Source organism: Pseudarthrobacter enclensis (assembly GCF_030811655.1).
Lineage (GTDB): Bacteria > Actinomycetota > Actinomycetes > Actinomycetales > Micrococcaceae > Arthrobacter > Arthrobacter enclensis_A.
Window position 1 is genome coordinate 1 of record NZ_JAUSRE010000009.1, and the last position, 22,774, is coordinate 22,774.

Sequence of the window (22,774 nt, forward strand, 5' to 3'; positions counted from 1 at the left end):
ATCATCGGCACCTACTTCGTCATCTTCGGCACCCCCGTCTCCGGCCAGCAGGTCGGCATCAGCCTGCTCTCCGACAACGGCGGGATCTTCCCCAACGGCCTGCTGCCCATGATCATCCTCATGCAGGGCGTCCTGTTCGCCTACGCCTCCATCGAACTGGTCGGCACCGCCGCCGGCGAAACCGAAAACCCCGAAAAAATCATGCCCAAGGCCATCAACTCCGTGGTCTTCCGCATCGCCGTGTTCTACGTCGGCTCCGTCATCCTGCTGGCCCTGCTGCTGCCCTTCACCTCCTACCAAAAAGGCGTCAGCCCCTTCGTGACGTTCTTCGGCTCCATCGGCGTCCAGGGCGTGGACGTCATCATGAACCTCGTCGTCCTCACCGCAGCCCTGTCCTCCCTGAACGCCGGGCTCTACTCCACCGGCCGGATCCTGCGCTCCATGTCCGTCAACGGCTCCGCCCCCAAATTCGCCTCCCGCATGAACAAAGCAGGCGTCCCCTACGGCGGCATCGCCATCACCGCCGTCGTCTCCCTCCTCGGCGTCCCGCTGAACTACCTCGTCCCCGCCGACGCCTTCGAAATCGTGCTGAACATCGCCTCCGTCGGCATCATCATGACCTGGGCCACCATCGTGCTCTGCCAGATCCAACTCAAACGCTGGGCCGACAAAGGCTGGGTCGAACGACCCTCCTTCCGCATGTTCGGCGCCCCCTACACCGGCTACCTCTCCCTGCTCTTCCTCATCGGCGTCCTCGTCATGGTCTTCATCGACTCACCCCTGACCATGCTCGTCACCGCCATCGCCTCCATCCTCATGGTCATCGGCTGGTACGCCTGCCGCCACCGCATCCGCGAAATCGCCGAAACCCGCGAAGGCTTCACCGGAAAAGCACCCGTGATCGCCAACCGGACGCCCATCTCCTGACCAGCCTCTTCCGCCACCCTCCGAGCTAAGAAAGACCATGACACCAGAACCGCAGCCCACCCTGACCGCATCCCCTACCCAGCCCGCCGCCGTCGTCGGCCACCGGGACCCCGTGGTACCCGCCCTGAAATCCGCCGGGCACGTCATTGTCGATTCGCTGGTGGCCCACGGCGTGGAGCGCACCTACGTGGTTCCCGGCGAGAGCTTCCTCGACGTGCTGGACGGCCTGCACCAGTCCGACATCGAAACCATCGTGTGCCGGCATGAGGGCGGGGCCGCATACATGGCGGAGGCGGACGGCAAGATGCAGCAGCGCCCGGGCGTCGCAATGGTCACCCGGGGGCCCGGCGCCGCGAACGCGCATGTGGGACTCCATACCGCCTGGCAGGACTCCACCCCCATGCTGCTCTTCGTGGGCCTGATCCCGTTTGCCCACCGGGACCGGGAGGCGTTCCAGGAATTCGACATCAAGTCCTGGTTCGATACCGGTGCCAAGCGCGTCATGGTCCTGGACCATCCGGAACGCGCCTCCGAAATCGTGGCCGAAGCCATGTTCGCCGCGATGAGCGGACGGCCCGGCCCCGTGGTTGTCGGCCTGCCCGAGGACGTCATCCGGCAGCGGATCAGTCCCGCACTGCACCCCGCAATACCGGTGGCGGCAGGCGGCATGAGCGGCACCGATTCCGCGGCACTGAAGGCTGCCCTGGCCGAATCCAGCAAGCCGCTCTTCGTCACGGGCGGCAACGACTGGACGCAGGAGGCGGCAGAACAGCTCACGGCCTGGCTGGAGCGGCACCACATCCCGGCCGCGGCCGAATGGCGCACGCAGGGGACGGTGTCCTTCGACTCGCCGTCCTACGTGGGTCCCATCGGATACGGCCGGCCCAGGCCCACGTATGACCTCCTTGAGGAGACGGACCTCCTGGTGTTTGTCGGGACGGTGCCCGGAGATGTGATCACCGACGGGTTCGTGTGCCGGCAGGACTGGAGCAAGAAGAACTTCCTGGTCACGGTGGACCCGTCGCTGCGCGGGCGGTCGGGGCCGGTGTCACGGCAGATCCTGGCCAAACCGGACGCCTTCGTCCGCGGCCTTGAGGACATCGACCTGCCGGTCAAGGAGGAGTGGAAGGCCTGGACGGCAAGGATGCGGGCCGAGCAGGAAAGCTTCGCGGCGCTCCCTCCGGCCGAGCCCGCTCCCGGCCCGGCGAGGATGGACACCCTGATGGCCAACCTCGTGCCGCGTCTCCCCGGGGATGCGATGGTCACGTTCGGGGCGGGCGAACACACCAACTGGGCACACCGGTATTTCCCCACCCGCCGCTACGCCTCCATGATCAGCGCCCGCAACGGCTCCATGGGGTACTCGGTGCCGTCCGCGATCGCCGCATCGCTGGCCGAGCCCAGACGCCGCGTGGTGACCATCGCGGGGGACGGCGAATTCCTCATGAACGGGCAGGAACTCGCCACCGCCGCCCAGTATGGTGCAACGCCCCTGGTGGTGGTCATGGACAACCAGGAGTACGGCACCATCCGGACACACCAGGAGAGGCACTACCCGCAGCGCGTCTCCGGAACGCAGTTGAAGAACCCGGATTTTGCGTTGATGGCCAGGGCTTTCGGCGGTTTCGGAATCACCGTCACAGCGGACAGTGACGTGCCCGCTGCCCTGGATGCCGCGCTGGCGGCCATCGACGGCGACGGCGTGTTTGCGCTCATCCACCTCGTGGTGGAGCAGCGGGTCAAGGCGTACTAGCACAAACGGGAAGACCGGCACGGATGTGCCGGCCTTCCCGTTTGGCTTGTCCGCTACACCTGGTCGGTTCGGTCTGGACCCTTGTGGACTCCCCCGCGGAGGTTTTCCTGGACCTTGCCGAACAAGTCCTTGATGGTGGACTCGGCGTTGGAAATGACGTCCACCGGAACGTAGACCTCATGGGTCACCGGAAGGTCGTACTCATCCTTGAGGTGCGTGCCGTTCCCCACCCCCGTCAGGGACAGGTAGACCATGGCCTCAGTCCGGGCAATGCCGGCAAGCTTGCCGAAGACCACGGTAAATTCGTTGGGCTGGAAGCTGATGGTCTGCCCTATGTGGCTGCGTCCCAGTTCGCCGGCGGGGACCGCCTTTTCCGACTGGCTTCCGGTGTAGTCCATGAACTTCTCCTTCGATCGCCAACACGTACGCAGGCAGTCTAACCCTGCCCCTCAGCAGCGTCACCGGCCCCCACTGGAGCGCTGCACAAAGAATCATCCGCACCCGTGGCCATTCCGCCATTGAGCCGACCCCTGGCCCACCTGTTTGATGGCAGCACCGGAGCTGCAAGGGCCGCTCCGGACAGGCCCCTTTCAAAGGACTAACCGTGACTTCAACGACGAACCGCGCAAGACCCCCTGCCAACAGCCCCCTCCGCTGGGACGCCGTCGACATCGGCGACGCAGTGGAGATCAGGATCAACGGACGCAATGTCTTCGGCGGCCTGGTGGACGCCAGGACGGAGGACGGCGACGTGGTGTGGGTGACCGCTGCCGCCGGTGCCCGGCGCATGTTCCATGTCGCAGACGGCTTCGAACTGGCAGGGGTGCCGGCATGACCGACTGCCCGGAGGATTGCCACTACTGCACCGGTCCGGAGACGGACTGAGGAGCCATCGGAATCCCGTGCCCCACTTTTGATGCCCGGATCATCACGATCCGGGCATCAAATTGCTGCCATTGCATGTGGCGTCGTTGACGCGGGCAACGGGTACAGCGAAGGTAATGCCATGAGGTCTCACAAAATTTGCCAGGGTTTCGTTATGACGACGGCGGCTGCGGCAGCAGCGCTGATGCTCACCGCGTGCGGTCCGAGCCAGCCGCAGTCCCAGACCACGTCCTCGCCCGGCGGCCAGGCCAGCCCCTCCGCCTCCGCCTCGGCATCGGCGTCCACGCCGGCGCCAACGTCTCCGGCGCCAGCCACGTCCACCCCGGCCTCGCCTGCCCCGGGCACCACGGCGGCCGGCGCACCAGGGCTGTGCAAAGCAGCCGGGCTCACCGCAGCCACCGACCCATCCGGCGGCGGCGCGGCGGGCAGCGTCTACATGAAGCTGAACCTCACCAACAGCGGCACCGAGCCCTGCATCCTTCGGGGCTTCCCCGGCGTCTCGCTGGTGGCGGACGCCGCCGGCGCCCCAATCGGCGCACCCGCCACACGGGATGAATCCGCGGGCGTGGTGGATGTCCTGCTGGCCCCTGGCCAGACCGGCACAGCGGTGCTGCGCTACACGCAGGCACGTAACTACCAGGGTTGCTCACCCGTGGATGCCGCCGGATACCGGATCTACCCGCCGGAGGACACGGACTCGCTGTTCATTCCGCAGCCCACCACGGCCTGCAGCAACGCGGACATCGCCCTGCTCTCCATCGGAGCGTTCCAGCCCTCGTAACATAAGGCACCCACTCCTCAAGGACTCAAGGCGGCCCGGCTGTTAAGCCGGGCCGCCTTCAGTTCTGTTGGCGCTGCACAGCTCCCGGTCCACCAATGAGGGCAAGTTGCTCGGAAGTCCGGCCACCAGGGACCTGCCGGAGGTTCGAGCTGACTGGGCAAGCCTCATCCAGCCCGGAAGCCTGCGGCATGGAGTACGCCCGGTTTCGGCCGAATTCGGCTTCCGGCGGAACGTGGAGCCCCTGTAGGAGAGGGTGTCGGTGCCTTGGTGCATGATGGAGGCATGAACCAGGAACAGGGTCCTGCCGGCAGTGCTGCTTCCGGCGCGGCCGCGCCCATGGGCCGGTTCAGCCGGCCCACCCGGGAATGGTTCCTGGGGGCATTTTCCGAGCCAACGCCTGCGCAGGCAGGGGCCTGGAACGCCATCTCCTCGGGTTCGCATGCGCTGGTGGTAGCCCCCACCGGTTCAGGAAAGACGCTCGCAGCCTTCCTCTGGGCCCTGGACCGGCTCCTGGCGTCCGCGCCGAAAGCACCGGAATCCGCTGACACTGCGCCGGCCAAAGGCAAGCGCATCCGGGCGCCCAAGAGGAAGACCCGCGTCCTCTACATTTCACCCCTGAAGGCCCTGGGCGTGGACGTGGAACGGAACCTGCGGGCACCCCTGATCGGCATCACGCAAACGGCCAAGCGGCTGGGACTTCCCGCACCGCTCATTACCGTTGGTGTCCGGTCCGGCGATACTCCCGCCGCAGATCGGCGCACCCTCCTCAGCAGCCCTCCGGACATCCTCATCACCACCCCCGAGTCGCTGTTCCTCATGCTGACCTCGAAGGCGCGCGAGACCCTCACCGAGGTGGATACCATCATCATCGACGAGGTCCATGCCGTGGCCGGGACCAAGCGCGGGGCGCACCTCGCCGTCTCCCTCGAACGGCTGGATGCCCTGCTGCCCAAACCCGCACAGCGCATCGGTCTTTCCGCCACGGTGGAGCCCAAGGAACTCGTGGCCCAGTTCCTTGCCGGTTCGGCCCCCGTGGAGATCGTGGCGCCCCCGGCAAGGAAGAACTGGGACCTCACGGTATCCGTGCCGGTGGAGGACATGTCGGACCTGCAGGCCGGTGCCGGTGCCTTCGACTCCGGCCCGGCATCCGGGCTCCAGCCGCAGGCGTCCATCTGGCCCCATGTGGAAGAGAAGATCGTTGACCTGGTGCTGGCCAACCAGTCCACCATTGTGTTCGCGAATTCCCGCCGGCTGGCCGAACGCCTAACCGCCCGGCTCAACGAGATCTACGCCGAACGCCAACTGGTTGCCGTGGGCGGCGGCTGGGATGACCACGCCCCGGAAGGGCAGCCGGGTGGGGCAGGCACGCCGGGGGGACCGGCGTCGGGCGTTCCCTCCTCAACCGCCACGCCCGCACACATGATGGCCCAGGCGGGAAGCTCAGCCGGGGCTGACCCCGTGCTGGCCCGCGCCCACCACGGTTCAGTGTCCAAGGACCAGCGCGCCCTCATCGAGGACGACCTCAAGTCCGGCCGGCTGCGGTGCGTGGTGGCCACGTCCTCACTGGAACTGGGCATCGACATGGGCGCCGTTGACCTGGTGGTGCAGGTGGAATCGCCGCCGTCCGTGGCCAGCGGGCTGCAGCGGGTGGGCCGGGCCGGTCACCAGGTGGGTGAAGTCTCCCAGGGCGTCCTCTTCCCCAAACACCGGGCAGACCTGGTCCACACCGCCATCACCGTGGAGCGGATGCTGGACGGCAAGATCGAGAGGCTCAGTATTCCTGCCAATCCGCTGGACATCCTGGCCCAGCAGACCGTCGCGGCAACCGCGCTGGGCAGCATTGACGTGGAGGAATGGTTCAGTACCGTCCGGCGCTCGGCGCCGTTTGCGTCACTCCCCCGCTCGGCCTTTGAAGCCACCCTTGACCTGCTGGCGGGACGGTACCCGTCCGACGAATTCGCCGAGCTGAGGCCCCGGATCATCTGGGACCGCAATGCGGGCACCATCGAGGGCAGGCCCGGAGCCCAGCGCCTGGCAGTCACGTCCGGCGGGACCATCCCGGACCGCGGCCTGTTCGGCGTGTACATCATCGGCACCGAACAGGAAGGTTCTGCCTCACCGTCCGAGGACGGAAAGCCGCCGCGTGCGCCCAAGGGCGGCCGCCGGGTTGGCGAGCTCGATGAGGAAATGGTTTACGAATCCCGGGTGGGCGACGTCTTTGCCCTCGGTGCCACCAGCTGGAAGATCGAGGACATCACCCACGACCGCGTCCTGGTATCCCCCGCGTTCGGCCAGCCCGGCAAGCTGCCCTTCTGGAAGGGCGATTCACTGGGGCGCCCGGTGGACCTGGGCCGCGCACTGGGTGCGTTCGTCCGTGAACTCTCGGCGTCCGACGCCGGGCCGGCCACCGAGCGCTGCAAGGCCAGCGGCCTGGACGACTTCGCCGCCAACAACCTCATCCAGTACCTCACCGAGCAGAAGCAGGCCACGGAAGTGGTGCCCAGCGACACCACGCTGGTGGTGGAGCGGTTCCACGACGAACTGGGCGACTGGCGGGTCATCCTGCACAGCCCGTTCGGCATGCCGGTGCACGCGCCATGGGCTCTCGCCGTGGGGCAGCGGCTCCACCAGCGCTACGGGCTGGACGGCTCGGCCATGGCGGCCGACGACGGCATCGTGCTGCGGGTGCCCATGATGGAGGACGAACCACCGGGCGCCGAGCTGTTCCTCTTCGATCCCGAGGAACTGGAGCAGATTGTCACGGCCGAGGTGGGCGGCAGCGCCCTGTTCGCTTCGCGTTTCCGGGAGTGCGCCGCCCGCGCACTCCTGCTGCCCCGGCAGACACCCGGCAAGCGCCAGCCACTGTGGCAGCAGCGGCAGCGGTCGGCGCAGCTGCTGGACGTGGCCAGGAAGTACCCCACATTCCCCATCGTGCTGGAAACGGTTCGCGAATGCCTGCAGGACGTCTACGATCTTCCCGCATTGAAGGACATTGCCGCATCGGTTGAGCGTCGCGAACTGCGGATCGTGCAGACCACCACCCAGCAGCCGTCGCCGTTCGCCAAATCCCTTTTGTTCGGATACGTGGCCCAGTTCCTCTACGAGGGCGATTCCCCCCTCGCGGAACGGCGCGCCGCCGCCCTGGCCCTGGACTCCACGCTCCTCAACGAGCTGCTGGGCAGGGTGGAGCTGCGCGAACTCCTGGACGCCAAGGTCATCGAAGACACCGAACGCGAGCTGCAGCGCCTTGCCCCGGACCGTCGGGCCCGTGGAATGGAAGGCATTGCCGACCTCCTGCGGCTGCTCGGACCGCTCGCCCCGGAGGAAGCGGCAGCCCGGCTCGAGGGCACCCCGGTGATTGAGCGGGCGGAAAGCGAAGCCACCAAGGTGGTTGAGCCCGTCGAAACCGCAGCCAGCGCCACGGTTGAGGAAGCGGCAGCCCACCTGGCTTCCCTTCAGCGCGCCAACCGCGCCATAAAGGTCAACATAGGTGGAGTGGAACGCTTCGCCGCCGTGGAGGACGCAGCAAGGCTGCGCGACGCCATCGGGGTCCCACTGCCCATGGGCGTGCCTCTTGCCTTCATCGAACCGGTCGCGGACCCCCTCGGCGACCTCGTCTCCCGGTATGCACGTACACACGGGCCCTTCACTGCTGCGGAAGCGGCAGGCCGCCTGGGCCTTGGCGTGGCGGTGGTGGGCACCGCCCTGAAACGCCTGGCGGCGGACGGGCGCGTGGTGGAAGGCGAGTTCCGGCCCCACGTCACCCCGCCCGAGGCACCAGCACTGGATTCCACACCGGCCGATGCTGCGCTGGCGGAGCCGGGCCCGCACGAAGCCGGGCACCCCGTTCAGGCCCAGCCCGTCGAAGCCCTGGCCGCGGAAGCTCCGGCCGCCGAAGAAGAACCAACAGATGGGCTGGCGTCCCCAGCCGTGGTCCCCGCATCTGATGTTCCGCACACCATCGCCAGCGAATGGTGTGACGCCGAGGTGCTGCGCAAGCTCCGCCGTCGTTCCCTCGCCGCCCTTCGCGCGGAAGTGGAACCCGTGGACGCCGCCGCCTACGGACGCTTCCTGCCCGCATGGCAGCACGTCCGGACTCCCGGCGGCGGCCGCGGCCAGCCGTCGCTGCGGGGGCTGGACGGCATCATCACCGCGGTCGACCAGCTCTCCGGTATCCCGGTCCCCGCCTCGGCGTGGGAGCCCCTGGTGCTGGCCACCCGGGTATCCAACTACCAGGCCGCCATGCTGGATGAGCTCATGGCCGCCGGCGAGGTTCTCTGGTCCGGCGCCGGCGCACTGCCCGGCAACGACGGCTGGATCAGCCTCCACCTCGCCGACTCGGTGGAACTGACGCTTAACCCGTCGCCCGAGTTCGAACCGGAGGACGCCGGCCAGCGGCTCCTTGACCACCTGCGGAACAACGGCGGCGGATATTTCTTCCGTCAGCTGACCGAAGTGGCCGGCGGAATGGATTCGGTACTCAGCGACCAGCAGGTGGTGACTGCCCTGTGGGACCTCGCGTGGGCCGGCAGGATCACCGGGGACACCTTCGCGCCGGTCCGGGCGCTGATTGCCGGCGGCCACACGGCGCACCGGCAGGTGGCCCGCGCGCCGCGTGCCAGGGCACCGCGGCTGAGCCGGTTGGGCCGCTCCCACGGCACCGGGCTGATGGGCTCCCCCGGGCTCGCGGGCGGCCGGTACGGGACGCAGGGTGCGGCCACGCCGCCCACAGCGGCCGGACGCTGGTCCGCCCTTCCGGAACCTGAGCTCGATCCCACCATCCACGCCCGCGCCACCGCCGAACTACTGCTGGACCGTTACGGCGTGGTCACCAGGGGCTCGGTCATGGCAGAGCAGATCCTGGGCGGTTTCGGGCTCATGTACAAGGTCCTGGCCCGGTTGGAGGAAGCCGGAAGGTGCCGCCGCGGGTACTTCATCGAGCACCTTGGAGCCGCCCAGTTCGCCGTTCCCGCCACCGTGGACCGGCTCCGTTCCTACTCAGAGGACACGCAGCTGGCGAAGGCCGAACCGGTGGCACTCGCGCTGGCAGCAACCGATCCCGCCAACCCCTATGGGGCGGCCCTCCCTTGGCCCGCCCAGCAGGACGACGCCGGTACGGGCCACCGGCCCGGGCGGAAAGCTGGTGCGCTGGTTGTGCTGGTGGACGGCGCGCTGGTCCTTTACGTGGAGCGCGGAGGAAAGACGCTGCTGGCCTTCAGTGATGACGAAGCCGTCCTGGCAGCGGCAGGGGCGGCACTGGTGGGTGTTGTCACCCGCGGGGCCGTGGACAAACTGATCATGGAGAAGGTCAACGGGCACGGCATCCTGGACACACCTGTGGCCGCAGCGCTCAGCTCAGCCGGCGCCTACTCCACCCCGAAGGGACTGAGGATCCGTGCCTGAGGGTGATTCCGTCTGGCGGGCTGCGCACCAACTGCACGAGGCTTTGGCAGGGCAGACCCTGACTGCCTCCGATTTCAGGGTGCCCCGGTTTGCCACGCTGAACCTGGCCGGGTGGACCGTGGCCGAGGTAGTCCCCCGGGGCAAGCACCTGCTCATGCGGGTGGTCAGCCCGGAGGACAAACGACTGACCATCCACTCGCACCTGAAGATGGAGGGCACCTGGCAGGTGTACCCGCCCGGCGGCCGATGGCGCAAGCCGGGCTTCACCGCCCGGTGCGTGCTGCGCACGGCCGCTGCTGACGCCGTCGGCTTTTCCCTTGGCATTGTGGAAGTGGTGGCAACAGCCAACGAAGACTCAATCGTCGGCTTCCTTGGCCCGGACCTTTTGGGCCCGGACTGGGATCTGGACGAGGCGGAACGGCGCGTCAGGGCCAACCCCGAGGTCCCGGTGGGCGTGGCGCTGCTGGACCAGCGGAACCTCGCCGGCATCGGCAACATCTACCGCTGCGAAGCGTGCTTCCTGTCCGGCGTCCATCCCGCAACCCCGGTGTCCGGGGTCGCTGACGTCAGGACCATGATGACAGACGCCAAGCAACTCCTGGAGGTCAACCTTGGTCCGGGACGCCGCGTCACCATCCTCAACGCACGGGGCATGCCGGTAGGCAGGATGGCAGGCCGGCCGGGCTACTGGGTCTACGGCAGGGAACGCCAGCCATGCCTGAAATGCGGCACTCCCATCCAGCGCGGGCTGCTGGGCAAGCCGAACGGCGAGGAGGAACGGGACATCTACTTCTGCCCGAAATGCCAGCCGGCGCCGTCCTGAGATCCGGGATGCATGTGCCTTAGCACGTGGCGGGAGCGGACTCGTTTGTGGTCTTCTGAGCTGCAGCCTGCACCATGAAGCGCGGCAGCAGGATGTGTACCAGGGGGCCGATCGCCACAGCGTAGACCACCGTTCCCACGCCCACCGATCCTCCCAGCAGCCAGCCGGCGGCCAGGACCGTCACCTCGATGAGCGTGCGCGACAACCTGACCGACCATCCCGTGCGCCGGGCCAGGCCGGTCATCAGCCCGTCGCGGGCGCCGGGTCCAAAGCCGGCGCCGATGTAGCAGGCCGAGGCGACGGCATTTACCAGCACTGCGCCCGCGAGGAGCACAATCTGCAGGGCCAGGTGGGACACCGGCGGGAGCAGTGCCAGTCCGACGTCCGCGAAGACCCCCACCAGGATGGCGTTGCAGAGGGTTCCGAAGCCAGGCATCTGCCGCAGGGGGATCCAGAGCAGCAACACCAGGAAACTCACGATGATGACCACCAGGCCGATGCTCAGCCCGGACCGGTTGGCCAGTCCCTGGTGGAAGACGTCCCACGGATCCAGGCCCAGGCCGGCGCGGATGAACATGGCCAGGGAGATGCCGTACATAGCGAGGCCGGTGAAGAGCTGGATCAGTCTGCGGATCATCATGCAACCATGCTTCCAGCCAACTGGCATCCAATTGCATATCCAGTCTGAAATACTGGCTACATGGCCACCAGTCTTACCGCCCTCGCTTTGTCACGCCTCCTTGGCCCCTGGAACAGCGGAACCGGGGCTGCTTACCGGGAACTGGCCGACGTGGTGCGGCTCCTCATCCTCGACGGCCGCATCCCGCTGGATACGGCACTGCCCAGCGAGCGTTCCCTGTGCACCGCGCTGGGGGTCAGCCGGACCACCGTAACCGGGGCGTACTCCAGCCTGCGGGACCAGGGCTTCCTGAGCAGCGGCCAGGGCAGCCGCGGCAGGACCCGCATCCCGCAACTGACCCCGTTCGGCCCCGCGCTGTTCGGCCCCCAGCCATCGGGCGCCGGGTCCCCCGCAGCACCAGGCCTCTCCGCACCCGGCGGACTCATCGACCTCGCCTACTCGGCGCTCCCCGCCAGTGGCGAGGTGGTGCACCGGGCCTTTGCCTCCGCCCTGACCGAACTCCCGGCCCTCCTGCCGGGGTTTGGCTACGACGCCCTGGGGCTGCCGCCGTTGCGCCAGGCGATCGCGGACCGGTATTCAGCCGCCGGGGTACCAACGCAGCCGGAACAGATTATGGTGACCTCCGGTGCCCAGCATGCGCTGACCATCATCATCCGCACGCTGACGGACCGGCAGGACCGGGTCCTGGTGGAACACCCCAGCTACCCCCACGCACTGGACGCGGTCCGTGCTGCAAGGTGCCGCCCCGTTCCGGTGCCCTTCACCGATTCGGGCTGGGACCTGCCCGCGGTGGAGTCCGCACTGGCCCAGCAGCAGCCCAGGCTCGCCTACATGGTTCCGGATTTCCACAACCCCACGGGCATGATCATGCCTGACGCCCAGCGCCGGCGGCTGGCCCGGGCTGCCGCCGCGGCCGGAACCGTCCTGGTGGCGGACGAGACTCTCCGCGACCTCAACCTCGACGGCGTTGCCACCACTCCACTGGCTGGCTTCAGCAGTTCCGTGGTGTCCATCGGATCGCTGAGCAAGTCGCATTGGGGCGGCCTGCGCACCGGCTGGATCCGGGCTTCGGAGTCCATGATCCAGAGGTTTGCCGCTGCGCGCACCACCCTGGACCTGGGCGGACCCGTCATGGAGCAGCTGGCCGCAGCCCATCTGGTCCGGGCCTGGGAGGAACCACTTCCCGCTCTGCTCAGCAGGCTGCGCGGCAACCGGTCAGTCCTGCTCAGTCTTTTGGCCGAGCATCTGCCCACATGGGCGACCACGCAGCCCGCCGGCGGTCTTTCCGTATGGTGCCGGCTCCCCGGTCCCATCAGTACGGCGCTGACCGTGCTGGCGCCGGACTTCGGCATCAGGCTTGCGGCCGGACCCCGGTTCGGGATTGGCGGGGCGTTCGAACGCAACCTGCGGCTGCCCTTCACCCTCCCGCCGGACAAGCTGGAGACGGCGGTCCTGGCACTCCGGGCGGCCCAGGACAAGCTGGACGCCGCACCCCAGCTCCGGCGCTCACTGACCCGGGCGCCCGCCGTCGCCATCGCCTGACCGGCCGCCACCGGAAACCCCGAAAACGCCGGAACGGTCCGTACCCGCCGGAAAAATACGGCGGGCCCGCAGCGTTCCGGCGAGTGGGGCGCGAAACGGGAAGGGAAACCTACGCGTACACGCGCTCCAGGAAGCCGCCCCAGGCCTTGGCCGTGGTTTCGGAGTCCCCGGAGCCGCTGAAATCGTGCACCGTCATGCCCACGGGAGCACCGAAAGCGTTGCGGCCGAAGAACCGGTACAACGCGTCCGCGGTGCGCAGCCCCAGGAAGTGCCCGTTCGAGAAGTCCACGACGCCCGTCAGCCGCCCCACGCCGTCGAGCTCCACATCAACCGTGGCACCCTCACCGGCAGAGCCGGCACCCAGCGCCTCCCGCAGCCGCGTGAAACCGTCCGGAGCCTGGGAAGCGGCAGGAGCCTGGACGTCGGTGAACACCACAGGCCGGCCGTCAAAGTACTTCAGGTATTGGCCCAGGGTGTGCAGGTAGAACGCGGTGTGGCGGCTGGCGCCGGCGTATTGCTGGTCCCAGTTGTCCGCGAAGATCCCGCTGTGGACGTAGTGGAGCCGGGCGCGGCCGCCGTCCAACGGCTCCAGGACGTGCTCCAACTGGTTGAACCAGCCGTCCGGCCCCTCCATCCGCGACACCAGGTGGGTGGGGTACTCCTCCACCGTCCTGACGGCCGGCCACTGGTCAGTGGGGAACATCCAGGCGGGCGTTCCGTTGGTCACGGCCTCCCATACCCGCTCCGGAGTGCCGGGCAGCTCGGTGTCGTAGACGATCTCAAAGTTTCGCTTGTCGCTCATGTGTCCTGCTCCTTGCCTGGTGCTGATTCCTTGGTTGCCGTGGGGGCGCTGGTTTCCTTGAGGGCCGGATGCAGCGCCACCACGAGCCGGTGCCGCCGCGCGCCTGCGGACGGGACGCCGTCGTGGTATTTGTCCACCAGCCGGGTGATTTCCACGCCGAGCTCCTCGGCGAACGCGGCCCGGTCGGCGGCCGTGCGGAAGGTGATGTCGCCGTCGATGGCGAAGGTGGCCAGCTTCTGCCGGGCAGCGGCGGCGCCGGCGATGAGCTTGCCCACCTCCTGGACCATCCGGCCCGCGAGCGCCAGCAGCCAAAAGGCCGAGAACCGGTCCGCGAACCGCCGCGGGTCGGGGGACACTGCCGCCAGCGCTGCAGGTGATATGAGGTAGGAGGCCGCCGTGGCCTGCAGGACCCGTTCGGTCACATTGCCCTTGCGCCGCTCTTCCACGAGTTCCACCAGCCCGTGCCGCTCCAGCGCCTTGAGGTGGTAGTTGACCTTCTGCCGCGGCAGGCCGACGCGCACGGCCAGCTGTGTGGCCGAAGCCGGCTGGACCAGCTCGCGCAGGATCCGGGTGCGGATGGGGTCCAGCGTTACCTCAGCGGCGGCCGGGTCCTCGATCACTGCGATGTCCTGCATGCTTCCAGTCTGCATACCGACAACTTTTATTGTCAAGAACTTTTTTATCGTCGGTCAGCGCCGGTTCCCGCTGACGGGAGGCGCCCGATGCAGCGCCGGTAGAATGGACCGGTGATGCAATCCCCCCTCCCCGTCCGCGACGGCGTCAACGCCACCCGGCTGCGGCTTCCGGATGAGGGGCCGTGGGACACCGCGATGGACTACATGATGCACCGCTGGGGCCACATTGATCCGCAAGGCATCGAGGACAGGTTCGACGCCGGCGAGATCGTTGGCGAGGGCGGCATCCCCCTTGACCGCAGCACTCCGCTGCAGGAGCACACCTTCATCTGGTACTACCGCACACTGCCGGCGGAGACCCGGCTGCCGGTCGAGCTCCGCATCCTGCACCGGGATGAGCACCTGCTGGTGGTGGACAAACCGCATTTCCTGCCCACAACGCCGGGCGGAACGTACATCCAGGAATCGGCCCTGGTGCGCCTGCGGAAGCAGCTGGACCTGCCGGACCTGATCCCCATGCACCGGCTGGACCGCATGACCGCCGGGGTACTGCTCTTGTCCACCAACCCGCAGACGCGCGGCAAGTACCAGGTCCTGTTCGAGAAGCGGCAGGTGCAGAAGGAATACGAATGCGTCTCAGCCGCCGAGCCTGCGCCGGGATACCCCGCCGTCGACTTTCCCGTTGTGGTCCGGAACCGGATGACCAAGTCCCGCAGCTATCTGCTGGCCGAGGTGGTGGACGGTGAGCCGAACGCGGAAACCAGGATTGAGCGGCTGGAAACGTTCGACGGCGGCGCACCGGCAGGTGCCAACGGTACCGGTGCAATCGACACCGGCGCCGGGGGTGCGGGGCAGCGCCTCGCCAGGTACCGGCTGGAACCCCATACCGGCAAGACCCACCAGCTGCGGGTCCACATGGCCTCGCTGGGCCTGGGAATCGTGAACGACGCCTTTTACCCTGACCTGCTGGACAAAGCCCCGGACGACTATGGCAAACCGCTCCAGCTGCTGGCCCGGGGCATCCGGTTCATCGACCCGATTTCGGGAAAGCCCGTGGAGTACCGCAGCAGCCTGGAACTCAGCGAAGCGGACCGAGCACGTCCCTGAACACTGCCTCCATCTCTGCGGTATGCAGCACGAACTCCACCAGCTCCAGCCCGCTGGCCGGATGCGAGACCCGGAAGCCCGTCACGGCGTCGAGCGCTGCCTGCGCCACATGCATGGCACTCCACCCGTAGGCCCCGCCGCCCACCGCGGGAAAGGCCACATCCTGCGCGCCCAGACTGTCGGCCAGCCGCAGGCTTTCGCTGAAACAGGACACCAGGAGCGCGCGGTTGGTCTGTCCCGCATGGCGATTGGGGCCCACCGTATGGATCACCCAGCGGGCCGGCAGCCCGAAAGCGGGTGTTGCCACCGCCGCCCCCGTCTGGAGTCCGTGCGGCAGCCCGGTGGTGCGCAGCTCCCGGCACGCAGCCAGCAGCTCCGGCCCGGCGGCCCTGTGCAGCGCCCCGTCCACTCCCCCGCCACCAAGCAGCGACGCGTTTGCGGCGTTTACTACCGCATCCACCCGCCGCTGCGTAATGTCACCGTGCAGAACCGTGATCCGCATGCCGCCAGTTTCCCAAGTGCGGTACCTTGTGGCAATGGACTTCGGCAGCGTTGACAGCTGGGGGGTGGCCCTCTATTTCTGGGTCATCCCGCTGGTCATCGGCGACGCCATCTTCCCGCCCATCCCGTCCGAAATGGTGGTGATTACCGGCGGCGCGCTCTCCGCGGACGGCAAGGCCAACGTCTTCCTTGTGCTGGTGCTCGCGGCCCTGGCGTCCTGGCTGGGCGACATGGTGGTTTTCCACCTGTTCCGTCGGCGGCTGAGCCATGTCCTGGACCGTTGGAAGTGGGGACGCCGGGTCCACGCCGGGATCCATGCGGCCCTGGCCAAGGCGGGACGCTCGTCCACCTATGGGACAATCATCGGCGCCCGTTTCATTCCCGGTGGCCGGCTTGCCACCTCGGCGGCGTCCGGCATCGCCAACGTCTCCGTGCCCGGCTTCAGCTTGTGCGCCGGGCTGGGGGCTGTGCTGTGGGCGTGCTGGCTGGTGGGGCTGGGCTACTTCACAGGCTCGACCACCAAGTTGCCGTTCTGGGCCAGCTCCCTGATCGGCGTGGCCGTGGGGCTTGTGATCGGCGCGGTGGTGGGCGTCCTTGTCACCCGGCGCCGCGGCGACCGCTCCCCGGTGGAGGATGAGCCCATCCCGGACGCAGGTTAGATTGGCAGCCACTTGCCGCGGCTGCGCCGCAGCACGCTGAGGGTACCCGTCAGCGCAACGCGCTCGACGGCGTCGCGCATCATTGCTGCCGATTCCACCGCCTGCCGGTTCTCACCGCTGTACTCGCTGGCTTCGACGAGGAAGCGCAGGTTCAGCTGCGGCACGCCGCCGGCGATCTGGAGCTGGTGCGCCTCCACGTGGTGCCGGGTGCCCAACACCTCCACCGCAGTGTCCATGACGGCTTCCGGCGGATTGCCCGGCCGCAGCCCGGTGATCTTGAGGCGGGTCTGGAACGAAGGCATGCCCCCAACCCTATCCAAACCGCGATGCGCCATCACTTATGGTCCCTAACAGCGCCTGTTAGGGACCATAAGTGATAGGGCAACAGGATGAATTAGCCGGTGTTGCGGAGGCCGGCCGCCACCCCGTTCACGGTGATGAGCATGGCGCGCTGGAGGCGTTCGTCGATTTCCGCGCCGCTGATGCCGGCTTCAGTGCGGATGCGGCGAAGGAGTTCGACCTGCAGGTAGCTGATGGGGTCCAGGTACTGGTCCCGGATCTCCAGGGAGCGCTTCAAAGTTGGCTGCGCGTCCAGGAGGATGTTCTCGCCGGTGAGCTTGCGGACCTCGGCCACCGTGAGTTCATACTCTTCCCGGATGGTGCGGAACAGGTGGTGCAGCTCCTCGGGGACCAGGGTGGACACGTAGTAGCCGGCGATGTCCATGTCCGTCTTGGCCAGGGTCATTTCCACGTTGGACAGCACGGAGCGGAAGAAGTGCCAGTGGTCCATCATTTCCACCAGCTGGGCGGAGTGTCCGGCCTCGCGGGCTGCCTTGAGGCCTGAGCCGACGCCGAACCAGCCTGGCACGATTTGGCGGGACTGGGTCCAGCCGAACACCCAGGGGATGGCGCGCAGGCCACCCAGTCCCGCCCCCGAGTCGGGTCGCTTGGACGGGCGCGAGCCGATGTTCAGTGAACCGAGCTGCTCCACCGGGGTGGAGGCCATGAAGTAGGCGGGCAGGTCCGGGTGGTCGATCAGCTTCCGGTACCGGTCGAAGGCGGCATCGGAGATGGCCTCCATGACGTGGCCGTAGCGCTCGCGCTGGTCCTCGGAGGTCCGCGGGTCCCGGTGCAGGGCCGACCCCTGGAGCACCGCGGCCAGCGACAGCTCCAGGTTTTCCCGGGCCAGCTCGGGCAGGGAGTACTTGTCCGAGATGACCTCGCCCTGCTCGGTGAATTTGATCTCGCCTTCCAGGACGCCGTTGGGCTGGGCCAGGATGGCGTCGTAGGTGGGCCCGCCGCCGCGGCCCACGGACCCGCCGCGGCCGTGGAAGAGCCGGACGCGCACGCCGTGCTTGGCGGCAACGTCGCGGAGCTTGCGCTGGGTCTTGTGGATCTCCCACTGGCTGGTCATCACGCCGGATTCCTTGTTGGAGTCCGAGTAGCCCAGCATGACTTCCTGTACGTCCCCGCGCAGCCGCACCAGTTCGCGGTAGGAGGGATCGGACAGCAGCTGGTCAATGATCTCGGCGGAGGCACGGAGCTCCTCCACCGTCTCCAGCAGCGGCGCGAACCCGAGCTTGGCGTAGGGCTTGTCGCCGAACAGGTTGATGAGGCCGGCTTCGCGGGCCAGCACGGCCGCCGCGAGCACGTCGTCGGCGCCGCGGGTCATGGAGATGATGTAGGTCTCGATGACATCGGGGCCGTACATGCGCAGCGCCCGGCGGATTTCACGGAAGACGTCGTACGTGCCGTCCGCGGCGCCGTCGAGCTTGATCGGGTGGCCGGACAGCGGACGGCGGGAGGCGAGCTCGGAGCCGAGCACCTCGAAACGTTCCCGGCGGCTCAGCTCGGCGTAGCGCAGTCCCGGACCGCCGATCCGGTCCATCAGCTGGCCCACGGCATCGTGGTGGTGGTCTGCGTGTTCGCGGATGTCCAGGGTGGCGAGGTGCAGGCCGAACGATGCGATGGCGCGCCGCACCCGGGCCAGGGAGCCGTCCGCGGCCAGTGCTGCGGAGTGGTTGCGGAGCGAGAGTTCCAGCAGGTGCAGGTCCGCCAGGAGTTCGTCGGTCCCGCTGTAGTCGCGGCCATGCTCGTGGTTGGAGTTCACCGCAACCCGCTTGCCGGTGTTGATGAGCTTTGCCTTGATGCAGGTGAGCTTCAGCCGGTAGGGCTCCTGCGCGTTCAGCTCCAGGACCCGCTTGTCCAGGCCGGGCAGCTTCTTGAGGTCTTCGTCAATGGACTTCAGAAGCGACTCGTCCGCACCGGCGAGGGCGGTGGAGTTGGACAGGATGGAGATCAGCTCGTCGATCATTCCGATGCTGATCCGGATGGCGTTCTGGTTCTGGATCTGCAGGATTTCCCGCGTCACGGCGGCGGTGACGTTCGGGTTGCCGTCGCGGTCGCCGCCGATCCAGGAGCCGAACCGGATGGGCGCGTCCTTGGAGGCCAGGGTGACGCCGTGCTCGCCCAGCAGCTCTGAAAGCTCGGACAGCATTTGCGGCATGGCGTCGGTGAGGATGCCGCCCAGGTAGTAGATGGCGTTCCGGGCCTCGTCCACGGGGGTGGGCCGGACCTGCCGCAGCTCATCGGTCTGCCACATCTGGTCGATGATTTCAGCCAGCTGCCGGTCCTGGCGACGCCGCGCCGTGGATCCCTCGGCCGACGGCTGGGACAGGACATCGGAAAGCTTGCGGATCTTGTCCAGGACCGACCGGCGGGAAGCTTCGGTGGGGTGCGCGGTGAAAATGGGGCGGACATCCAGGCCGTTGACCACTTCCTGCAGCACGTCCGGGCCGGCCTGGGCGGCGATGTCCGCCACGGTCTTGGCCAGCCAGCCGTCCTTCTCGGCGCGGGTGCGCAGGCCGCGGACGCGGTGGACCTGTTCGGCGGCGTTGGCGAGGTGGAAATAGAACGCAAAGGCACGCACCAGGTCGGTTGCCTGCTCGATGGGCAGGGAGCCGAGGAGTTCGCGGACCTGGGCAACGACGTCGTGCGCGCTCCAGGGGCCCGTGGCATGGGCGCCACCACGGGCAGCTTCCTTGGATTCCTTCGTCAGGAGCCGGACCTGCTCTACAAGGTCAAGGAGTTCCGGACCGTGTTGACGGACCAGGGACTCGCCCAGCAGGGTGGAGACGCGCCGGACATCCGCACGCAGTTCGGAGGCAAGATCGGTTTCGGGAGGTGTTGCAGTGTGAGCCATTGAAACAATCTTTCGAGGGGTTCGGACTTGGCTCGTACACTGCGCTGGATACTGTGAGCCACGTTACTAGCTAAAGATGCTACCCCCGGTGCCGTGCAGTACCGAATCCGTCTCAAAAGATGTCGGGCCCGGGCGGAATGAACACACCCCGGTGGCGGTTGTAGCGTGGGCACAACGCAACCGGAAGGAACCATGACCACCACAGCCGCCAAAGTTGAGCGCTGGCAGCGCTTCCGCGCCAATCGGGACAAGGCCCTCGCAGCCCGGCACGGCTGGCTGACCCTCACCTCCTTCCAGTGGCTTGCGGACTCACCTGCCGCCGTCGAGCTTGCCCCGGGCCTGTGGTCCACGGACGCAACAGGCACGACGGCGTTCCTCACCGCAGCCCCGTCCGACGGGCTCACGCTGGTGGCAACGGGCGAAAAGGTGGACGGCACCGTGTCCGCTGCCTTGGCGGATGAGGAATCGCTGATGTGGGTGCAGTTCGGCGGCCCGGATGGGGACCAGGTGGTGGTGGAACTGGCCATGCGCGGCGGCCGCTACGCCATCCGCACCCGGGACGCTGCGTCACCGGTTGTCACCGGCTTCGACGGCGTTCCCACCTACCCCTACAACCCGGACTGGGAAGTGACGGGCCGGTTTGAGGCCTATCCGGAGCCGGTGGACGTGCCGATCGGTACCGCGAACCCGCTGGTGGACGGCGTGCACCGCAGCGTGGGCGAAGTGGTGTTCCGCCTCCCCGGAAGCACTCACGAGTTCCGGCTGCAGGCGGAGGAGGAGAAACTGGGCGCCCTGACCATTACCTTCCACGACGAGACCAACGGCGACACCACCGATGACTGGCGCAAACTCTCGCTCCCCAAACCGCGCCCGGATGGCTCTGTGGTCCTGGACTTCAACCGCGCCATCAACTACCCAAGCGCCTTCACCCCCTACGGCACCTGCCCCATGCCGGTGAAGAACAACAGCCTGGATGTCCGGGTAGAGGCCGGCGAGAAAGAGCCCTACCCCGCCTAGCGCCTGGGAAGCTTAGGAAATGGCTGATATCCCGGTGATGGCGCGGCCCACGATCAGGGAGTTCACCTCGAACGAGCCCTCATAGGTGTAGATGGCCTCGGCGTCGGCGAAGATCTTGGCCATCCGGTAATCCGTCACGATGCCGTTCCCGCCCAGGATGGAGCGGCCCAGCGCCACGGTTTCCCGCATCCGGGCGCTGAGGTAGGACTTGGCCAGGGCCACCTGCGGCATGTCGGCGGCGCCGTGCTCCTGCAGCCTGGCGAGCCCGGCCATCATGGCCATGCTGGCCACCGCGTTGCCCAGCATGGTCACCAGCTGCTGCTGGATCAGCTGGAAATGTGCCAGCGGGCGGCCGAACTGGTGGCGCTCCACGGCGTATTGGCGGGCGACATCGAACGCCCCCAGTTGCTGGCCCACAGCCTGCCAGGCCACCATGATCCGTGAGCTGCGGAGCAGTTCCTTGGTGTCCTCGAAGCTGTTGATCCCGCCAAACCGGTCCGCTTCACGGACACGAACGTCCTTGAAGGTGATGTCTGCGTTCTGGACGGTGCGCAGCGCGATCTTGTTCTCGATTTTGCTCCGGCTGACGCCCGGCAGCGTGGCGTCCACGATGAAGCCGCGCACGGAGCCGTCCGCCTCGTCCCGGGCCCACACCAGCATGTAGTCGCAGAACGTCCCGTTGCCGATCCACCGTTTGGCACCGTTGAGCACCCAGGTGTCGCCGCCGTCGTCCGTTTCCCCGGTGCTGGACGAGATCCGCCGGGCCCGTGTCTCCATGCCGCCGGCGACATCCGATCCATGCAGCGGCTCGGTGAGGGCGAACGCGCCGGTGGTGCGCAGCTCCGAGGCGTCGGCGAGCAGCCGCTGTTTCTGGTCGTCCGTGCCGAAGGTGTGCAGGGACTCGACGAAGAGATCGTGGTGGACCAGGAAGAATGTGGCGAGGGATGTGTCCACCCGGGTTATCTCCGCGATGACCAGCCCGGCGAAGAGGTGGCTGTAGCCGCGGTGGACCGGCGTGCTCAGCTCCAGTGCGGCCAGCTTGGGCAGGATGTGGGCAGGGAATTCAGCCTTGTTCCACCAGTCCGCGGCATACGGGGCCACCTCCGCGGCAAGGAAGTCCCGGAGTTCGGCGAGCTTGTTCCGTTCGTTCTGGCCCAGCATCGATTCGACGGCGAAAAAGTCCGCCGCCGGCAGCTGCGACAGGTCCGGAGCGCTCATTTCGGCCCCATCCGGATGGCGCCGTCGAGGCGGATGGTTTCGCCGTTCAGCATGGCGTTGTCCACGATGTGTGCCACCAGGTTGGCATACTCCTCGGGTTTGCCCAGCCGGGACGGGTGCGGCACCTGCGCACCAAGCGAGTCCTGTGCCTCCTGCGGCAGTCCGGCCATCATGGGCGTCTCGAAAATGCCTGGCGCGATGGTGACCACGCGGACCAGTGAGCGCGCCAGCTCACGGGCGATGGGCAGCGTCATGGCGGCCACGGCCCCCTTCGAGGCGGAGTATGCGGGCTGGCCGATCTGGCCGTCGAAGGCCGCCACGGAGGCCGTATTGATGATGACGCCGCGTTCAGGGCCGCCCAGCGGTGTGGCAGCGGGCTCGGTGGACACCATGGCTTCGGCCGCCAGCCGCAGGACATTGAAAGTCCCGATCAGGTTGACCTGGATGACGCGGCGGAACGTATCCAGGGGCAGCACGCCGTCGCGTCCCAGCACCTTGCCGGGGGTGGCGATCCCGGCGCAGTTCACCACGATGCGCAGCGGCCCCAGGCCCGTGGCGGTTCCGACGGCGGCCCTTACATCGGTCTCGCTGGTTACGTCGGCGGGGGCGAAGACGGCGGACTGGCCGGCTTCGGCACGGCCGTTGAGTTCGCCCGCCACTGCCTGCCCGTCGGAGGAAGGCAGGTCAACCAGCACCACCGAGGCGCCGCCGTCGAACAACTTCCGTGCGGTGGCCGCGCCCAGTCCTGAGGCGCCGCCTGTCACCAGTGCGACGCTGCCTTTGATCTCCATACATCCTCCTTGATGCGTGTCCCCATGCCGCGGCGCGGCCTCGACCAACAGTTAATGAATGTTAACTGAAATAAGGGGAACCTGCACG

At 67.7% G+C, this 22,774-nt stretch carries 18 protein-coding genes and 1 pseudogene; 10 read left to right on the plus strand and 9 right to left on the minus strand.

Annotation, left to right across the window (positions count from 1 at the left end; translation table 11 throughout):
- Both J2X98_RS09990 and J2X98_RS09995 read left to right on the plus strand, forming a co-directional pair.
- Positions 1 to 927, plus strand: a pseudogene (locus J2X98_RS09990) (amino acid permease); the annotation flags it as partial.
- A 37-nt stretch (positions 928 to 964) separates the two neighbouring features.
- Positions 965 to 2,680 (plus strand): thiamine pyrophosphate-dependent enzyme, encoded by a 1,716-nt coding sequence (locus tag J2X98_RS09995; RefSeq protein ID WP_307307373.1) that lies wholly within the window; start codon positions 965 to 967, stop codon positions 2,678 to 2,680.
- Between the two features lie 53 nt (positions 2,681 to 2,733).
- On the opposite strand, the gene J2X98_RS10000 is transcribed toward J2X98_RS09995, so the two are convergent.
- Positions 2,734 to 3,078, minus strand: a complete 345-nt coding sequence (locus J2X98_RS10000) for a hypothetical protein (RefSeq protein ID WP_307307376.1) — start codon at positions 3,076 to 3,078, stop codon at positions 2,734 to 2,736.
- Positions 3,079 to 3,284: 206 nt separating this feature from the next.
- Between J2X98_RS10000 and J2X98_RS10005 the strand changes: the two genes are divergently transcribed.
- From J2X98_RS10005 to J2X98_RS10020, 4 genes are all read left to right on the plus strand, one after another.
- Entirely contained in the window at positions 3,285 to 3,515 is a 231-nt protein-coding gene (locus tag J2X98_RS10005) for a hypothetical protein (RefSeq protein ID WP_307307378.1), read from the plus strand.
- A 204-nt stretch (positions 3,516 to 3,719) separates the two neighbouring features.
- Positions 3,720 to 4,346 carry a DUF4232 domain-containing protein gene (locus tag J2X98_RS10010; RefSeq protein ID WP_373460861.1) on the plus strand — a complete coding sequence of 209 codons (627 nt, stop codon included), beginning with the start codon at positions 3,720 to 3,722 and terminating at the stop codon, positions 4,344 to 4,346.
- A 282-nt stretch (positions 4,347 to 4,628) separates the two neighbouring features.
- Complete coding sequence (locus J2X98_RS10015; RefSeq protein WP_307307384.1) at positions 4,629 to 9,749, plus strand: ATP-dependent helicase; 5,121 nt, start codon at positions 4,629 to 4,631, stop codon at positions 9,747 to 9,749.
- Entirely contained in the window at positions 9,742 to 10,572 is an 831-nt protein-coding gene (locus J2X98_RS10020; protein WP_307307387.1) for an Fpg/Nei family DNA glycosylase, read from the plus strand. Before J2X98_RS10015 ends, J2X98_RS10020 begins: the two co-directional genes overlap by 8 nt.
- Before the next feature lie 19 nt (positions 10,573 to 10,591).
- On the opposite strand, the gene yczE is transcribed toward J2X98_RS10020, so the two are convergent.
- A complete protein-coding gene (gene yczE, locus J2X98_RS10025; RefSeq protein ID WP_307307390.1) occupies positions 10,592 to 11,212 on the minus strand; it encodes a membrane protein YczE in 621 nt (206 codons plus the stop codon).
- A gap of 60 nt (positions 11,213 to 11,272) precedes the next feature.
- Here yczE and yczR point away from each other — a divergent pair, with 60 nt between their 5' ends.
- Entirely contained in the window at positions 11,273 to 12,754 is a 1,482-nt protein-coding gene (yczR, locus tag J2X98_RS10030) for a MocR-like transcription factor YczR (protein ID WP_307307393.1), read from the plus strand.
- Positions 12,755 to 12,863: 109 nt separating this feature from the next.
- Here yczR and J2X98_RS10035 read toward each other — a convergent pair whose 3' ends face one another.
- Both J2X98_RS10035 and J2X98_RS10040 read right to left on the minus strand, forming a co-directional pair.
- Positions 12,864 to 13,556: an SRPBCC family protein gene (locus J2X98_RS10035; protein ID WP_307307396.1), complete on the minus strand. Its 693-nt coding sequence runs from the start codon at positions 13,554 to 13,556 to the stop codon at positions 12,864 to 12,866.
- Entirely contained in the window at positions 13,553 to 14,191 is a 639-nt protein-coding gene (locus J2X98_RS10040; protein ID WP_141946574.1) for a winged helix-turn-helix domain-containing protein, read from the minus strand. The genes J2X98_RS10035 and J2X98_RS10040 overlap by 4 nt, the downstream gene beginning before the upstream one ends.
- A gap of 114 nt (positions 14,192 to 14,305) precedes the next feature.
- Here J2X98_RS10040 and J2X98_RS10045 point away from each other — a divergent pair, with 114 nt between their 5' ends.
- Positions 14,306 to 15,298, plus strand: coding sequence for an RluA family pseudouridine synthase (locus tag J2X98_RS10045; RefSeq protein WP_307307741.1), 993 nt, complete (start codon positions 14,306 to 14,308; stop codon positions 15,296 to 15,298).
- Here the strand turns inward: J2X98_RS10045 and J2X98_RS10050 are convergent.
- Positions 15,270 to 15,800 (minus strand): O-acetyl-ADP-ribose deacetylase, encoded by a 531-nt coding sequence (locus tag J2X98_RS10050; protein WP_307307401.1) that lies wholly within the window; start codon positions 15,798 to 15,800, stop codon positions 15,270 to 15,272. The genes J2X98_RS10045 and J2X98_RS10050 overlap by 29 nt on opposite strands.
- A gap of 34 nt (positions 15,801 to 15,834) precedes the next feature.
- Here J2X98_RS10050 and J2X98_RS10055 point away from each other — a divergent pair, with 34 nt between their 5' ends.
- Positions 15,835 to 16,458 carry a DedA family protein gene (locus J2X98_RS10055; protein WP_307307404.1) on the plus strand — a complete coding sequence of 208 codons (624 nt, stop codon included), beginning with the start codon at positions 15,835 to 15,837 and terminating at the stop codon, positions 16,456 to 16,458.
- Here J2X98_RS10055 and J2X98_RS10060 read toward each other — a convergent pair.
- Together J2X98_RS10060 and ppc are read right to left on the minus strand one after the other, a co-directional pair.
- Positions 16,455 to 16,760: a hypothetical protein gene (locus J2X98_RS10060; RefSeq protein WP_141943857.1), complete on the minus strand. Its 306-nt coding sequence runs from the start codon at positions 16,758 to 16,760 to the stop codon at positions 16,455 to 16,457. The genes J2X98_RS10055 and J2X98_RS10060 overlap by 4 nt on opposite strands.
- 92 nt (positions 16,761 to 16,852) lie before the next feature.
- A complete protein-coding gene (gene ppc, locus J2X98_RS10065; RefSeq protein WP_141943859.1) occupies positions 16,853 to 19,660 on the minus strand; it encodes a phosphoenolpyruvate carboxylase in 2,808 nt (935 codons plus the stop codon).
- Positions 19,661 to 19,852: 192 nt separating this feature from the next.
- On the opposite strand from ppc, the gene J2X98_RS10070 reads away from it, so the two are divergent.
- Positions 19,853 to 20,677, plus strand: coding sequence for a DUF1684 domain-containing protein (locus J2X98_RS10070; RefSeq protein ID WP_307307412.1), 825 nt, complete (start codon positions 19,853 to 19,855; stop codon positions 20,675 to 20,677).
- Positions 20,678 to 20,689: 12 nt separating this feature from the next.
- On the opposite strand, the gene J2X98_RS10075 is transcribed toward J2X98_RS10070, so the two are convergent.
- Both J2X98_RS10075 and J2X98_RS10080 read right to left on the minus strand, forming a co-directional pair.
- Positions 20,690 to 21,895: an acyl-CoA dehydrogenase family protein gene (locus J2X98_RS10075; protein WP_141943863.1), complete on the minus strand. Its 1,206-nt coding sequence runs from the start codon at positions 21,893 to 21,895 to the stop codon at positions 20,690 to 20,692.
- Positions 21,892 to 22,686: a 3-hydroxyacyl-CoA dehydrogenase gene (locus J2X98_RS10080; RefSeq protein ID WP_307307418.1), complete on the minus strand. Its 795-nt coding sequence runs from the start codon at positions 22,684 to 22,686 to the stop codon at positions 21,892 to 21,894. Before J2X98_RS10080 ends, J2X98_RS10075 begins: the two co-directional genes overlap by 4 nt.
- Positions 22,687 to 22,774: the final 88 nt, after the last annotated feature.

Excerpts from the sequence above, each read along its gene's own strand:
- J2X98_RS09995 (WP_307307373.1), top strand. The coding sequence starts at position 965 with ATGACACCAGAACCGCAGCCCACCCTGACCGCATCCCCTACCCAGCCC.
- J2X98_RS10000 (WP_307307376.1), bottom strand. The coding sequence starts at position 3,078 with ATGGACTACACCGGAAGCCAGTCGGAAAAGGCGGTCCCCGCCGGCGAA.
- J2X98_RS10010 (WP_373460861.1), top strand. The coding sequence starts at position 3,720 with ATGACGACGGCGGCTGCGGCAGCAGCGCTGATGCTCACCGCGTGCGGT.
- J2X98_RS10015 (WP_307307384.1), top strand. The coding sequence starts at position 4,629 with ATGAACCAGGAACAGGGTCCTGCCGGCAGTGCTGCTTCCGGCGCGGCC.
- yczE (WP_307307390.1), bottom strand. The coding sequence starts at position 11,212 with ATGATGATCCGCAGACTGATCCAGCTCTTCACCGGCCTCGCTATGTAC.
- yczR (WP_307307393.1), top strand. The coding sequence starts at position 11,273 with ATGGCCACCAGTCTTACCGCCCTCGCTTTGTCACGCCTCCTTGGCCCC.
- J2X98_RS10035 (WP_307307396.1), bottom strand. The coding sequence starts at position 13,556 with ATGAGCGACAAGCGAAACTTTGAGATCGTCTACGACACCGAGCTGCCC.
- J2X98_RS10040 (WP_141946574.1), bottom strand. The coding sequence starts at position 14,191 with ATGCAGGACATCGCAGTGATCGAGGACCCGGCCGCCGCTGAGGTAACG.
- J2X98_RS10045 (WP_307307741.1), top strand. The coding sequence starts at position 14,306 with ATGCAATCCCCCCTCCCCGTCCGCGACGGCGTCAACGCCACCCGGCTG.
- J2X98_RS10050 (WP_307307401.1), bottom strand. The coding sequence starts at position 15,800 with ATGCGGATCACGGTTCTGCACGGTGACATTACGCAGCGGCGGGTGGAT.
- J2X98_RS10055 (WP_307307404.1), top strand. The coding sequence starts at position 15,835 with ATGGACTTCGGCAGCGTTGACAGCTGGGGGGTGGCCCTCTATTTCTGG.
- J2X98_RS10060 (WP_141943857.1), bottom strand. The coding sequence starts at position 16,760 with ATGCCTTCGTTCCAGACCCGCCTCAAGATCACCGGGCTGCGGCCGGGC.
- ppc (WP_141943859.1), bottom strand. The coding sequence starts at position 19,660 with ATGGCTCACACTGCAACACCTCCCGAAACCGATCTTGCCTCCGAACTG.
- J2X98_RS10070 (WP_307307412.1), top strand. The coding sequence starts at position 19,853 with ATGACCACCACAGCCGCCAAAGTTGAGCGCTGGCAGCGCTTCCGCGCC.
- J2X98_RS10075 (WP_141943863.1), bottom strand. The coding sequence starts at position 21,895 with ATGAGCGCTCCGGACCTGTCGCAGCTGCCGGCGGCGGACTTTTTCGCC.
- J2X98_RS10080 (WP_307307418.1), bottom strand. The coding sequence starts at position 22,686 with ATGGAGATCAAAGGCAGCGTCGCACTGGTGACAGGCGGCGCCTCAGGA.